General features: G+C 31.7%; 11 protein-coding genes, 3 pseudogenes and 1 riboswitch. Of the genes and pseudogenes, 9 read left to right on the top strand and 5 right to left on the bottom strand.

Annotated elements, in window-relative coordinates; genetic code table 11:
- Window positions 1–46: 46 nt before the first annotated feature.
- From purF to HXZ69_RS09420, 4 genes are all read right to left on the bottom strand, one after another.
- Window positions 47–1552, bottom strand: a complete 1506-nt coding sequence (purF, locus tag HXZ69_RS09435) for an amidophosphoribosyltransferase (RefSeq protein ID WP_125349020.1) — start codon at window positions 1550–1552, stop codon at window positions 47–49.
- Window positions 1553–1571: 19 nt separating this feature from the next.
- On the bottom strand, window positions 1572–2294 hold the full coding sequence (gene purC, locus HXZ69_RS09430) for a phosphoribosylaminoimidazolesuccinocarboxamide synthase (protein WP_038332381.1): 723 nt from the start codon (window positions 2292–2294) through the stop codon (window positions 1572–1574).
- 546 nt (window positions 2295–2840) lie between these two features.
- Window positions 2841–6548, bottom strand: coding sequence for a phosphoribosylformylglycinamidine synthase (locus tag HXZ69_RS09425; RefSeq protein ID WP_286495797.1), 3708 nt, complete (start codon window positions 6546–6548; stop codon window positions 2841–2843).
- A 104-nt stretch (window positions 6549–6652) separates the two neighbouring features.
- Window positions 6653–6751: riboswitch (purine riboswitch) on the bottom strand.
- Window positions 6752–6944: 193 nt separating this feature from the next.
- A complete protein-coding gene (locus HXZ69_RS09420; protein ID WP_038332385.1) occupies window positions 6945–7190 on the bottom strand; it encodes a hypothetical protein in 246 nt (81 codons plus the stop codon).
- Between the two features lie 192 nt (window positions 7191–7382).
- Between HXZ69_RS09420 and HXZ69_RS09415 the strand changes: the two genes are divergently transcribed.
- The 9 genes and pseudogenes from HXZ69_RS09415 to HXZ69_RS15305 all read left to right on the top strand — a co-directional run.
- A complete protein-coding gene (locus HXZ69_RS09415; RefSeq protein ID WP_286495796.1) occupies window positions 7383–9347 on the top strand; it encodes an LTA synthase family protein in 1965 nt (654 codons plus the stop codon).
- Window positions 9337–10224, top strand: a complete 888-nt coding sequence (locus HXZ69_RS09410) for a diacylglycerol/lipid kinase family protein (protein WP_286495795.1) — start codon at window positions 9337–9339, stop codon at window positions 10222–10224. The genes HXZ69_RS09415 and HXZ69_RS09410 overlap by 11 nt, the downstream gene beginning before the upstream one ends.
- A gap of 3 nt (window positions 10225–10227) precedes the next feature.
- Window positions 10228–10911, top strand: a complete 684-nt coding sequence (locus HXZ69_RS09405; protein WP_286495794.1) for a response regulator transcription factor — start codon at window positions 10228–10230, stop codon at window positions 10909–10911.
- Window positions 10904–12298, top strand: coding sequence for a sensor histidine kinase (locus HXZ69_RS09400; RefSeq protein WP_286495793.1), 1395 nt, complete (start codon window positions 10904–10906; stop codon window positions 12296–12298). Before HXZ69_RS09405 ends, HXZ69_RS09400 begins: the two co-directional genes overlap by 8 nt.
- 29 nt (window positions 12299–12327) lie before the next feature.
- Entirely contained in the window at window positions 12328–12453 is a 126-nt protein-coding gene (locus HXZ69_RS15385) for a (4Fe-4S)-binding protein (RefSeq protein WP_448368236.1), read from the top strand.
- Between the two features lie 29 nt (window positions 12454–12482).
- A complete protein-coding gene (locus tag HXZ69_RS15380; RefSeq protein WP_502875741.1) occupies window positions 12483–12530 on the top strand; it encodes a hypothetical protein in 48 nt (15 codons plus the stop codon).
- A 203-nt stretch (window positions 12531–12733) separates the two neighbouring features.
- Window positions 12734–14320: pseudogene (abc-f, locus tag HXZ69_RS09390) on the top strand (ribosomal protection-like ABC-F family protein).
- Window positions 14321–14559: 239 nt separating this feature from the next.
- Window positions 14560–14712 (top strand): response regulator, encoded by a 153-nt coding sequence (locus HXZ69_RS15375; RefSeq protein WP_125349105.1) that lies wholly within the window; start codon window positions 14560–14562, stop codon window positions 14710–14712.
- Window positions 14709–14843, top strand: a pseudogene (locus HXZ69_RS15305) (helix-turn-helix domain-containing protein); the annotation flags it as partial. The gene HXZ69_RS15375 and the pseudogene HXZ69_RS15305, both read left to right, overlap by 4 nt.
- Here the strand turns inward: HXZ69_RS15305 and HXZ69_RS09380 are convergent.
- Window positions 14828–14980: pseudogene (locus tag HXZ69_RS09380) on the bottom strand (protein-tyrosine-phosphatase); the annotation flags it as partial. The pseudogenes HXZ69_RS15305 and HXZ69_RS09380 sit on opposite strands and share 16 nt — an antisense overlap.
- Window positions 14981–15058 lie beyond the last annotated feature (78 nt).

Raw genomic sequence — 15058 nt, 5'->3', positions numbered from 1 at the left:
ATGATTTAGTTTTTCGAAATACGAGATTCGAAATTCGTATAACTTATTAATCTATATGCAAAGGTTTTACCTCTTTACATTCTTCATTAGAATAATTTACGGGATATTTTTCTGTAAAACATCCAAAACAATGTTCTTTACTTCCTAATAAATCAATCAGATTATCAACTGTTAAGAAATCTAACGAATCGACATTCAAATAATCTTCAACCTCTTTAATTGACTTATTTCCTGAAATTAAATCTGCTTTAGAAGGCATATCAATTCCTAAATAACAAGGTGCAATAATTGGAGGCGAAGCAGAACGGAAATGAATTTCTTTTGCTCCTGCTTCTTTTAAGATTTTGATTAAAAGTTTCGAAGTTGTTCCACGTACAATCGAATCATCTAAAACAACCAAACGTTTTCCTTTGATTTTATTTTTGATGGGATTCAATTTTAAGTTGACCACACGTTCACGCATTTCTTGTGAAGGAACGATAAACGAACGCGACATATAACGATTCTTAATCAAAATTGGTTCGTAAGGAATACCCGAAGCTTCTGAATAACCAATTGCAGACGGGATCCCAGAATCTGGAACACCAATTACAATATCGGCAGCAACAGGAGATTGTTCGTATAATTTTCGACCAGATTCTACACGTAAATCGTAGATTTCATTTCCTTCGATATTCGAGTCAGGACGTGCAAAATAAATGTACTCAAAAGCACAAATATTACGCTGCGTTGGTTGATTTAATGAATAAGATTTCAAACCTTGTTCATTTACAACAATCAATTCACCTGGCTCTACATCACGGATAAATTCAGCTCCGACAGCGTCTAATGCACATGTTTCTGAACAGAAAACATAGGCATCGTCCAATTTTCCTAAACATAAAGGACGAATACCATTTGGATCGCGAAAAGCTGCCATTTGATTATTCGCTAATAACAAAACCGAATAAGCTCCTTTTACCTTTTCTGTACCTTTCTGTATAGCTTCTACAATATCTAAATGCGAATATTTTTGAATAGAACGTAATAAAACCTCCGTATCCGAAGTTGCTAAAAATGGTAAACCTTCTGCTTCTAATTCAGCTCTTAATGCTTCAACTTCAATTAAATTTCCGTTATGAGCAATAGAGAAATGAGGTTTTCCATAAATATTGTACGTGTAAAGTGGCTGAATGTTACGACGACTTCCACCTCCAGCAGTTGTGTAGCGTGTATGTCCAATCGCAGCATTTCCTTGGTATTCTTCAATCTCGGCTTCCATTGTTTTGAAAACGTCTAATACCAATCCTGTTTTTTTCACCGTTTTAATGTTTCCATCTTTCAAGAAAGAAACACCACACGCTTCCTGTCCACGGTGTTGAAGCGCAAATAAACCAAACTGTGCAATAGAATATGTGTTGATATTATTTGGCGAATAAACCCCAAAAACACCACATTCTTCGTTTACACTATCCACAGTATCGGCTGCATATTTTTTTAATAAATTTCTTTCGTAGAAATTCGTTAAATATTCAGCTTTTAATTGGCTTTTATGTAATTTTTTATCAATCATTATAGAATGAAAAAAATGTTTATTTTAAAACTTCTGTCAAACGATTATATACTTCGTGATAAGCTTCTGAAACATCACCTAAATCACGACGAAAACGGTCTTTATCTAATTTTTTTCCTGTTTCAACATCCCATAAACGACATGTGTCTGGAGAAATTTCGTCAGCTAAAATGATATTACCATCAACATCTTTACCAAATTCAATTTTAAAATCAGCTAAAATTAATCCAGCTTTTAAGAACAATTCTTTCAACGCTTCGTTAATTACTTCTGTTTGTGTGTACATTTCATCTAACTCATCATATGTTGCAGCTCCTAATAAAACCGCATGATGATCGTTGATTAATGGATCTCCTAATTCATCTTTTTTGTAACAGATATCAAAAATTGTAACTGGAGATTTCGCTCCTTCTTCTAATCCTAAACGTTGAGCCATAGACCCAGCTACATAGTTGCGCACAACCATTTCAATTGGAATAATTGATACTTTTTTCACCAATTGCTCACGATCATTCAACTGCTCGATGAAATGAGTTTTAACTCCTTTTTCAATCAAATAGTTGAAAATTAAAGTCGAAATTTTGTTGTTCATTTCTCCTTTGTCCTCAACAGTTCCGCGCTTTTGTGCATTAAATGCAGTTGCGTCATCTTTGTAATAAACAATTACTTTGTCTGCTTCCTCTGTTGAGTAAACTTGTTTTGCTTTCCCTTCGTAAATGAAGTCTTTTTTTGTTAAGCTCATCGTTGTTGTTTGTTTTTTCGAAGCTCGATTTTCGAAATTCAAAGTTAAAATTCATCTAACTTCTAGTTTCTTATTTCTAACTTCATTACATCGTTTTTTTGTTTTGTTTGAAATGAAAAAGTCCACTTCGTGTTTGTTGTTTGTTTTGAAAATTAACTTGTTCAAGGTTAACTTTCGAGATTAATTTCGATTGGTTCAGGATCGAAATTGGTATTAGTTTGTTGTTTGTTTCTTTTTTTAGTATTTAGATGTTAGATATTTAATATTTAGATTTTTTTTCTTCTACCTTATTTCTAACTTCAAAATTCCTTATTTTATTTTCAATGTCAAGCTGAATTCAGTTCAGCTTCTCACTTTTTTAAGATGAGTTCCTGAAACAAGTTCAGGATGACTCAAACTTTATTCTTCAATTGTCATTCTGAATGAAGCCTTGGCGTAATGAAAAATCTTTTTAGATTCCTCAACAAACTCTAAATGACATTTTTTATTTAATTTTTAGAAGTTAAATTTTCTCATATCTAACTTCTAATATCTCATATCTATAATCTACCCTCTAAAATACTCCACCGCATTTTTGAAGATATTCATATATCCATTTCCTGGAATGTTCTTGAATAATCCTTCTTCGTAACGCTCTGGATGTCCCATTCGTCCGTAAACTTTTCCACAAGGCGATACAATTCCTTCTACCGCAAACGTAGATCCATTTGGATTATAAGGCATTTTTCCAGCTAATTTTCCATCCAAATCTACAAACTGAGTTGCGATTTGTCCTTTATCAATTAACTTTTCTAATTCAACCTCATTTGCTACGAAACGACCTTCTCCATGCGAAAATGGAATCCAGAATTCTTGTCCCTCCATTCCTTTTAACCAAGGTGAATGCGATTTATTCACTCTCACTTTCGCTAATTGTGTAATGTGACGACCAATTTCGTTGAACGTTAATGTTGGTGTATCTTCTTCTAAATCTTGAATACGTCCATAAGGCAATAATCCTGATTTAATCAATGCTTGGAAACCATTACAGATTCCTAAAACCAATCCATCGCGCTCTAATAAATTGTGAATTGCATTTTTGATTTTCTCATTACGTAAAACCGTTGCAATAAATTTACCTGATCCATCTGGCTCATCAGCAGCTGAAAAACCTCCTGGTACAAAGAAAATATTGGCTTGATTGATTTCATTTACAAAAGCAACAACTGATTCTTCAACATCTTGTTGTGTTAAATTACGGAAAGGCAAAGTCGAAACAATAGCTCCTTCTCTACGGAACGCTTTTGCTGAATCATACTCTGAATTTGTTCCTGGGAAAATTGGAATGAAAACTTTTGGGTTTTCTACTTTATGATCTGCGAAGGCAAAACAAATTTGCTCTGCTTTTAAATCTTTTTCTTCAACAACTGTTTCAGTAGTTGATTTATATGGAAACAATGAATTGAATGTTTCTTTCCATTGTTGTTTTAATTCTTTCAAATTAATTTCTTCTCCATTAAAGTTGAATGAAGTTGAATCATTTGTTTGACCTAAAACATGATAATTTTGAGCAATTTCAACAGGAATATTTAAATCATCTGAATGTTCAATTACAATCGAAGCTGGATAATATTTTGCTAAATCTAAATCAGTCTTGATTTCAAATCCGATTTCATTGCCAAAAGCCATATTCGCTACAGTTTCTGCAATTCCACCAAATTTAACCGTCATCATTGATTTTACATCAGCATTAATTGTTCCGATAAAATCAAAAATAGCTTTTGTATTTGCTTCGTCGATTAAATAATCTTCTGTTAATGTTGGAATAAAAACTGAAAGTTTAGAATTCTTTTCAACTAAAGTTCCTTGTACAATTTTTTTAGCCAAAGAAGGTGCAACTGCAAAAGAAATCAACGTTGGCGGAACATCAATATCTTGGTAAGAACCAGACATCGAATCTTTACCTCCAATTGCAGGAATTCCGAACTGTTTTTGTGCTTCAATCGTTCCTAATAAGGCCGCAAATGGTTTTCCCCAACGCGTAGCTTCATCACGTAATTTTTCAAAATATTCTTGAAAAGTTAAACGAATATCAGCGTAATTTCCGCCAGCAGCAACAATTTTTGTCATCGAATCAATTACCGCAAAATAAGCTCCGTGATAATTTGACCAACGAGAAATTGTAGGATTGTAACCAAATGAAGCAATAGAAACTGCATTTGTAAATCCGTCTGTTGGGAATTTTTGTACCGAAACATCTTCTGGTGTATCCATTGTTTGTCCACCAAAAGCATTCAAAATAGTAGAACGTCCAACGTTATTGTCAAACATTTCTACCATACCTTTTTGCGACGCATGATTTAACTCTTGCATCATTGCAATAAAAGCTTCTTTATTGAAGGCTTTATTCTCAAAAGGATTTGTATATTCTTCGTCCGTAACTTCGATTTTAGCTTGTTTGCGAACGCCATTTGTATCTAAAAATTTACGGTCTAATTCAACAATTTTTGTTCCTTTCCAAACCAAAGTCATTGTATCATCTCCCGTTACCTCTGCAACACAAGTCGCATCAAGGTTTTCTTCTTTTGCTAATGCTATAAATGTTTCCACATCTTTTGCCTCAACCGCAACAGCCATACGTTCCTGAGATTCAGAAATCGCTAATTCTGTTCCGTTTAATCCAGCATATTTCAATGGAACTAAATCTAAATCAACATTAATTCCTCGTGCAATTTCACCAATTGCAACAGAAACACCTCCCGCACCAAAATCGTTACATTTTTTGATTAATGCTAAAACGTCTGGATTACGGAATAAACGTTGAATTTTACGTTCAACAATTGCATTTCCTTTTTGAACTTCTGCTGATAAATCGTCTAATTTTAAACCATCGTGTGTTTTAGATGAACCTGATGCTCCACCTACTCCATCACGACCTGTTGCTCCACCTAATAAAATAATTCGGTCACCTGAAACGGGTTCTTCACGACGAACATATTCTTTTTTTACAGCTCCAGCCACAAAACCAACTTCCATGCGTTTTGCTTTGTATCCTTCATCGTAAATTTCTTTCACAAAAGTTGTCGCTAAACCAATTTGATTTCCATAAGAACTGTATCCGTTTGCTGCTTCTTTAGAGATTTTACGTTGTGGTAATTTACCTGGTAACGTATCTTCAATTTTTTCTAAAGGATTTGCAGCACCTGTAATACGCATAGCTTGGAAAACGTAAGAACGTCCACTCAAAGGGTCGCGTATTGCTCCACCAACACATGTCGAAGCTCCACCAAATGGTTCCACTTCTGTTGGGTGATTATGTGTTTCGTTTTTGAATTGTAATAACCATTCTTCTTCAACACCATCTACATCGATTGGAACGACAATAGAACATGCGTTAATTTCTTCAGAAACATCAATATTTTTCACAACTCCTGTACGAGAAAGATATTTTCCCATCACAGTTGCTAAATCCATCAAACGAATTGGTTTAGTTATTCCTAATTCTTGACGAACTTGTTGGTAATAATCGAATGTTTTTTGAAGTGTTTCGTTAAATTTAGAATTAAATTGAACATCTGTAATCTCCGTCTCAAAAGTTGTATGACGACAGTGATCAGACCAATAAGTATCTAAAACTTTTAACTCAGTTTCGGTTGGATTACGATTGATTGATTTGAAATAGTCTTGAATAAAAACTAAATCATCCATCTCTAACGATAATCCAAATTGGTTGTAAATGTCATGTAGTTTATTTTCGTCAGCAGAAATAAAACCTTCAATAATTGGAACTTCTGTAGCTTCTGGATTAGCTGGAATTTCCATTTTTGAAAGATCTTTCTCGCGCGACTCAATTGGATTGATTAAGTAATCTTTTACTTTCTTTAAATCTTCCACAGACAAATCATCATTGAAAACATATAGTAAACCAGATTTTACGGTTACATTTTCAACATTCATCAACACTAAACATTGTTCCGAAGAATCATCGCGTTGATTATATTGACCTGGTAAAAATTCGGTTGCAAAATAATTTTTAGAATAAGGAATGCTTTCGTTAACTGCATCTTCTACGTATTTGAAAACAACGTCTGTCACAGGATCGACAAACACCTTATTTTGAACCTCTTGTAATTGGCTTTCTTCTATATTAAATAGATCATAAATAACAAAAACCTTGCACACAATTGTAGGTACAAGGTTTTTGAGTTCTATTGTAGTCTTCTGACTGATAACGTCAAAATTTGATTTCTTCTGAATGAAAAGTCTGTGGTTCATTGTATTGTTTGCTGTACTATTTGGTTTAATGTGTTTAAACCATTTGTATCATCTACATCAACAAACAAACTATTTTCTAACGAGAGTGGTTCAAGACTCATTTTGTAGAAAAAAAATTCATTTGTAGTGGCAATTTTTTATGGTCTGCCGTAGAGACGCTCAACCTTATTATGAGCTATACAAATGTTGTAAACTTTAAAAACTAAATCACCTTTAAAAGTGAACTGCAAAATTAAACATTTTAATTAGTAAAATCAAATCTAAATCAACAATATTTTATTTAATTTTTTGGTTAAATATTTTTCTTAAAATTTAAGCATGATTATCAATCAAATGTCCCTTTTTACAACAAAAAAATCCTTATCAAAATTGATAAGGATTTTTCGTTTTCCGTAATTATCTTGTAATTGTCAAATCGTATTCGTTGTCTGATTCATCATATTTATATGATAATTTCATATTGAAATCTTGCATAAACTTTTTGCAAAACGTTTCTATATTTAATGAATCTGGAAAAGTAGCTTTGTTAACTGTCATAAACAAAGTTGTCCAACTTGTATTGTCTTTAAAAATTGTAGAGAATCTTTTCTCCCAATATGTTAAAAACTTTTCTTCTTTTTCATTGATTAATATCTCTTCCATTCTACCTACTTTATAAACCAATTACAAATTTACAACTATTTCTAATCAAAACCATTTTTTCACGAATTATTAACGTTTTCAGTTTCTATCTTTCATTCAAGAATCGCAAACTTAAGATTCGCTTAAGATTCACTTTTCCATGTTAATAATCTATTAAATATCAAGATATTTGAACAATAATTCAAAAACAAAATGTTTACAAATAATTTAAAAGGACGTTACAGTATTTTACTATTTTTCAGTTCGTTATTTATTCTAATTTCATTTATTCTACGCCTAATTTTTGCAATTTGGGTAAAAAGTGATTTCGATTGGAATATTGGCTCGTTATTGCACACTATTTTTTATGGATTGGTGTACGACATTAGCGTTGTAAGCTGTTTCACGTTATTCTTATCATTTTATTTTATGATTTTACCAAACAAATTCGTCAATTCATTATTTGATCGAACTTTCGTGTATTTCGTTTATACATTGTATTTGGTAATCATTTATTTTACATTTTTTGCCGAAGTTACATTTTGGGACGAATTCAAAAGCCGATTCAATTTTATTGCGGTCGATTATTTAATTTATACATACGAAGTTGTTAAAAATATTCAAGAATCATATCCTTTACCAGTTTTAATTGGCGGAATTGTTTTAATTACTGGCTTAACAATTTTTGCAACAAAAAAAGGTTACTTCTTTTACAATACATTTCATAACAAGCCAAAAACAAGTCAAAAAATTGGCGTTTTTGTGTTCAATTTAGTACTTGTGGTTGGCTCATTGTTTCTTTTAAATAATGATAGTAGTTCAACTTCAGAAAACCGATACAACAACGAAATTTCAAAAGCGGGAATCTTTTCTTTCTTTTCTGCTTTCCGAAATAATCATTTAAAATATGACGAACATTATAAATCTATTCCTATTGAAGATGCTTTTGCAGTGATTAAATCTGAATTGCAAGATTCAAAAACTGTTTTCGATCAACAATTCAAAAATCCAATACGAAGAACAATTTTAGCGAGTAATCCGTCACAAGCAGAACAAAAACCAAACGTGATTTTTGTGTTAATGGAAAGTATGAGCGCTTCATTTTTGCAAGAGCAATTCAACGGAAAATCAATCACTCCAAACCTCAACGATATAGCGAATAACAGCATTTATTTTTCAAATATGTTTGCAAACGGAACGCGAACCGTTCGTGGAATGGAAGCTGTTACATTATCAATTCCTCCTACGCCTGGAAATAGTATTGTGAAGCGTATTGATAATCAAAATTTATATACCATTTCGAATGTTTTCAAAGCAAAAGGTTACCACAATATGTTCTTTTATGGTGGCGATGGATATTTTGACAATATGAATGCGTTTTATGGTGGAAATGGTTTTGACATTTACGATCGCGGCCGTGGTAGCGTTTTGAGTGATAAAATCAATACTAATCGATACAATATTAATGATGATGAAGTTACTTTTGAAAATGCTTGGGGAATTGCCGATGATGATATTTACAGAAAAGTGATCAAAGTTGCCGATGGGAAATACAAAACAAAACAACCATTTTTTGCATTTGTGATGTCAACTTCAAACCACAAACCTTATACGTACGAAGATGGAAAAATTGATATTCCGTCTGGAACTGGTCGACCTGGAGCTGTAAAATATGCCGATTATGCAATTGGAGATTTAATTGCAAAAGCGAAAACAAAACCTTGGTTCAGCAATACCGTTTTTGTGTTTATTGCCGATCACTGTGCAAGTAGCGCAGGTAAAGATGCAATTGATGTAAAAAATCATCACATTCCGGCATTTATCTATAATTTAAAATCGCACGCAAACGAAAATGTCACAAAAGAAGTTTCTCAAATTGATATTTTCCCAACATTATTTTCGTTGTTCAATTGGAAATATACGTCTCAATTTTATGGAAAAGACATCTTCGATCCGCAATACAAATCGCGTTCTTTTGTTGGTACGTATATTAAATTGGGAATGAAAAAAGGCAAAGATGTTTCGATTTTATCCGATCAAAAGAAAATCAATCAATACAAATGGATTGATAAAAATTTAATTGATACAAAGGTTGATCCTATTTTCGAGCGTTCTATCATATCTAATTATCAAACAGCCGATTATTTATTTAGCAATCATTTATTAAATGAAAAATAAAATCATTTTTATCATCAATCCTATTGCTGGAAAGGGAAAAGGACGAATAATTGAAACTGAAATTCAACACTATTTTAGTCAAAAAAATGTTGATTTCGAAACATTTTTAACTGAAAATATTGGTCATGCAACTGAAATTACAAATCAAGTTCTGACAAAAAATCCTGAAATCATAGTAGCTTGTGGCGGCGACGGAACGATAAACGAAGTCGCTCAAGCCTTGGTTGGTAGCAATGTTGCTTTGGGAATTATTCCGATTGGTTCAGGAAATGGATTAGCGGCTAATTTGAACATTCCTAAAACCACAGAAAAAGCTTTTGAAACGATTTTGAATGCAAAAATCAATAAAATTGATGCAGGAAAAATCAACGAAAATTACTTTTTTAGCAATATGGGATTGGGAATTGATGCAGATGTGATTAACAATTATGCTCAAACCAAAACCAGAAACTTTTTGGGATATGTAACTGCCAGTACAAAAGCGATTTTTAACTTTCAACCGAAAAAATTTAGCATCGAATTAGATGATCAACATACATTAGATGATGATTTTTATTTTGTGTTCTGCTCTAACTCTAACGAAGCGGGTTATGGCATCTCATTTTCACCCAATGCAAAATTAAATGATGGAAAATTAGACTTTCTTGCAGTAAAAAAGCTTAATTTTATACAACAAATTCAGTTTTCGGCTAATGTTTTAGGAAAACGAATTGAAAAAATGAAGCAAGCAAAAGTATTGCAAGTCAATTCAGTAAAATTCAATTCCAACCAACCTAAAACAATTGCTCAAGTTGATGGTGAAGCTGTTATTTTTAACCAAAATTCGATTGAAGTTTCGATTGTTCCGAATGCTTTGAATGTTATTGTTCCGAATTAGAAAATGAACAAACCAAAAGTTTTAATTGTTGAAGATGAATTGGGAATTGCCAATTTTATGCTTCAAGGTTTAGAAGAAGAAAATTTATCGCCAACGCACTGTTTAAGCGGCGAAGATGCTTTAGTGAAAATAAATAACGAGAAATTTGATGTTATTTTGTTAGATTGGATGATGTTAAATATTTCGGGCTTAGACGTTTGTAAAGCAATCCGAAATTCTGAAAATATGAACCAAAAAACACCAATTATTTTCATTACAGCGAAAGATACAGTTCAAGATACGATTGAAGGTTTGAATGCTGGTGCAAATGACTACATCAAAAAACCATTTGATTTTAATGAATTGGTAGCACGAATTAACGTTTATCTTCGTCAAAATGAATCGAATAATCTTTTGAATTTCGGAAATATTTCAATCAATCCAGAAACACATCAGACTTTTTTAGATAATAATTTAGTTGAATTAACATTAAAAGAATTTCAACTTTTAGCTTACCTTTTCAAAAATAAAAACCGAATTTGTACACGCAAAGAAATCATTGAAAACGTTTGGCACATTCATTTTGAATATGATACAAGTGTGATTGATGTTTTTATTAATGCGATTCGTAAAAAATTAAATCTAAAAAAAGATGATCCGCGCTTACATACTATTCGTGGCGTGGGTTATATAACAAACGATGTTTAAAAAATTATCTGTAAAAAATAGAATAGCAACCTTTTACAGCATTTTATTTTCTGCTGTTTTACTCATTATTTTTGGGTTAATTTTCTTTGTTGTAAATAGGGGAATTAACAAAACAATGTACGAAACGTTAGAGGAAGAAATTAACAGTCACGTCGATTATGTGTTACACGAACCTACATTTACAAGTTTTGTACAACCGCGCGAATGGGAAGAAGTAGAACATACAGACATTGCGCTGAATCCTGTTTTTATCTCAATTTATGATAAAAATTTCAACTTAGTTGAAAGTTCTCCAAACATGGTTCAAAATCAATTGGATTGGAACAATGAAGAACCAGAAAACAAGCCATTTTATGCTGAATATAATTCAATTCAGTTATTAATTTCTCAAGCAAAATTGATTCATCATGGCGAAGTTGTTGGTTATTTAGTAATAGGCGTTTCTACAAAACACAATCAATTAGCATTGGATTATTTAAAAACTGCCTTACTTATTATCTTTCCTATTTCGGTTTTATTGACGTTTCTTTTAGCTCGTTTTATTGCGGCTAAATCGATTAAACCTGTTTTCAATGTGATTCATACAGCGCAATCGATCACCGAAAATAATCTTTCAGAACGCATTCAATTACCTAAAAATAAAGATGAATTATTTCAACTTTCAGTGACAATAAATTCACTGTTAGATCGATTAGAGTTTCAAATTTTAAAAGCTAAACAGTTCTCGGCTGATGCTTCGCATGAACTTCGAACACCTTTGGCGATTATAAAGGGAACATTGGAAATTTTGATTCGACGCGAACGCACGCCTGAGCAATACAATGAAAAAATAGATTACACATTGAAACAAGTGAATCGTTTGGATCGTTTGGTAGAACAATTTTTATTGATTTCTCGCGTAGAAAATAATAGTTTGGAGCTAAAAACTTCATTATTTGAACTAAAATCAGAAGTTTTAAAATCAATTGAACGTTTTGATGTTTTGTTACAAGAAAAACAAATTTCTGTCGATACGGAACAACTTCAAGCTTTTGAAATTGATAATTACCAAGAATTTTTTGAGATTATTATAGATAACATTATATCAAATGCTATAAAATATTCTAACTTAAAAGGTCAAATAACAATTCTTTCTAACATCGAAAATGATTGCTATGAATTAATTTTTGAAGACAATGGAATTGGAATGAATCAAGAAGATTTAAAATTTGTTCAAGAACGATTTTTCCGCATTAAAAATGATTCAACACTCCATATTTCTGGTTCTGGATTAGGTCTAAATATTGCAACACAATTAGCTAAAATGTCAGATATTAAAATGCGAATTGAGAGTAAGCAAAGTACTGGAACTAAGATTATTTTAACGTTGGATATTGAAAATTTTTAAGTAACTTCAATTCATCAAAAAATAACAAAATGAACCAACACGAATATACAAACGGAGAAATTACTATAATCTGGAAGCCTGAATTATGTCAACATGCAGGCATTTGCGTAAAACTACTGCCAAATGTATATAATCCGAAAAAAAACCTTGACTAAAGACAGAAAATGCAAGTAGTGACGAACTTATCAAACAAGTTCATCAATGTCCTTCAGGTGCGTTGAGTATAAAGTAGTAAAATAAATATTTTAGCATTTTATGTTTCTATGTAGCTAATCTTTAACTTCCCTCTGATTTCTTATTCATTAAATAAAGTTCGTATATTCGCAAAATCAAAATTTAAGTAAGACACAATGTAAAAAATAATTTCTTTCAGACAAATCAGAACAACAACCTCAAAACGGTTGCTGTATTGTTTCACTTCTAAAGAAAGGAATTATGCTTACTTTACAAAATATTTCATATCTACATCCAAACAAGAATATACTGTTTAGCGACATTAATTTAACAGTACAAAATCAAGAAAAAATTGCTTTAATTGGTAACAACGGAGTAGGAAAATCTACTTTATTGAAAATTATCGCTAAAAAATATCAACCATCAAATGGTCTAATAAACATTGAAACTGAACCTTATTATGTTCCACAAATTTTCGGACAATTCAATCAGTTGACGATCGCTCAAGTACTGAAAATCGAAGATAAATTAAGTGCTTTGAACGAAATCTTAAACGGAAACACAAGTGAAGATAATTTCAATTCACTCGATGATGATTGGACAATCGAAGACCGTTGCAATGAAGCATTAAGTTATTGGCAACTCAACGATTTGGACTTGAATCAAAAAATGGAAACTCTAAGTGGTGGACAAAAAACAAAAGTTTTTTTAGCTGGAATTTCCATTCATCAGCCCGAATTAATTTTATTGGATGAACCTAGCAATCATCTCGATAATGTAAGTCGTCAACTTTTATATGATCTAGTTCTCGATACAAAAAGCACGTTAATCATCGTAAGCCACGACAGAAAACTTCTAAACCTTCTAAATAGTGTTTATGAGTTAAGTAAAAACGGGATTAAAGTTTATGGTGGAAATTACGACTTTTATAAAGCTCAAAAACAGATTGAAAACAATGCCTTGAATCAAGATATTCAAAGCAAAGAAAAAGCATTGCGGAAAGCCAAAGAGAAAGAACGAGATACTTTAGAACGACAACAAAAATTGGATAATCGTGGAAAAAGTAAACAAGAAAAATCAGGTGTTGCTCGAATAATGATGAACACTTTGCGAAATAATGCCGAAAATAGTACATCAAAATTAAAAGGTGTTCATGCAGAAAAAATTAATGGAATTTCTCAAGATTTACAAACGCTTCGCTCCTCTTTATCTCCTTTAGATAAAATGAAATTTGGTTTTGATCATTCAGACTTACATAAAGGAAAAGTTTTATTTACCGCAACTAACGTTAACTTTAGTTATAACGATAAACTGATTTGGAAAAACAACTTAAATTTTGAGATTACAAGTCGCGAACGCATTGCATTAAAAGGAAAAAACGGTTCAGGGAAAACCACGTTGATAAAGCTTATTTTAGGTAAGATAAAACCGCAAAAAGGAACAATTTATCGAGCAGAAAATAAATCCATTTACATTGACCAAGATTATTCGTTACTTAATAATAAACTAAAAGTTTATGAGCAAGCACAACAATTCAATACCTCAGCATTACAAGAACATGAAATCAAGATTCGTTTAAACCGATTTTTATTTTCAAAAGACGACTGAGAGAAACCTTGCTTAATGTTGAGTGGTGGTGAAAGAATGCGTTTATTACTTTGTTGTTTAACAATAAACAGTAAAGCTCCTGACATTATTATTTTGGACGAACCTACCAATAATTTGGATATTCAGAACATTGAAATTTTGACAAAAGCTATAAACGAATATCAAGGAACGCTAATCGTTGTATCACACGACGAAGCATTTTTGGAACAAATAAAAATAGAACGGACGATTGATTTATAAAAAACATAGTAAATAATCAAATTCCTTTCAATGGATTCAAAAGTTACTCAATCCCACATTCGATATATTTTTGGAATTCTTGAAAAAGTTTGAAGAAGAAAAAAATAATGAGTTTATAAAAGCTATATGCATAAAATAATACCTTCATTGTTCACAAGTAATAAGAATGCATTCAATTTTAATCATAGACGATAAAACAAAAATCAGAACACTCCTAGCTCGAATTAGAAGGTTTTGAAATACATCAAGCAGAAAATTTAAAATCAGGGATAAAAAAAATTAAAACACTTACTCCTGAAGTTATTTTATGTGATGTAAAATTACCTGATGGTAATGGTGTTGAGTTTGCAAAAGAAGTCAAAGAACAAATTTTAATTGTAATGGAAGCTTAACGAGCAGAAACTCCATAGCCCAACTTTGTAGAAAATATAGTATAAGTCAATCTCAATTTTATAAGTGGAATAAAGAATTTTTAGAAGCAGGTAAAAAGCGATTATCGGGTGATATAACTCGAGAAAAAACGTAAAACATTTCTGTTGCTATCTGCAAACTTCTTTCTGCATACACTTTTGATTGCTCTGCTGTATGGTCTGAAACTTTAGGATCTTCAAATGTTATCGGTATTCTTTTTTCAGCTCCTGCAATAAACGGACAATCTCCAGTTTTGAAGCGTAAAAATCTCGATTAAGAAGATTATTTACAGTTAAATAATTATGTTTAGAATTTGTTGTAACTCTA

It is taken from the genome of Empedobacter sp. R132-2 (assembly GCF_030324375.1).
GTDB lineage: Bacteria > Bacteroidota > Bacteroidia > Flavobacteriales > Weeksellaceae > Empedobacter > Empedobacter falsenii_B.
Note: the sequence above shows the minus strand (reverse complement) of the source record. Positions and strands in the feature narration are given on the sequence as shown.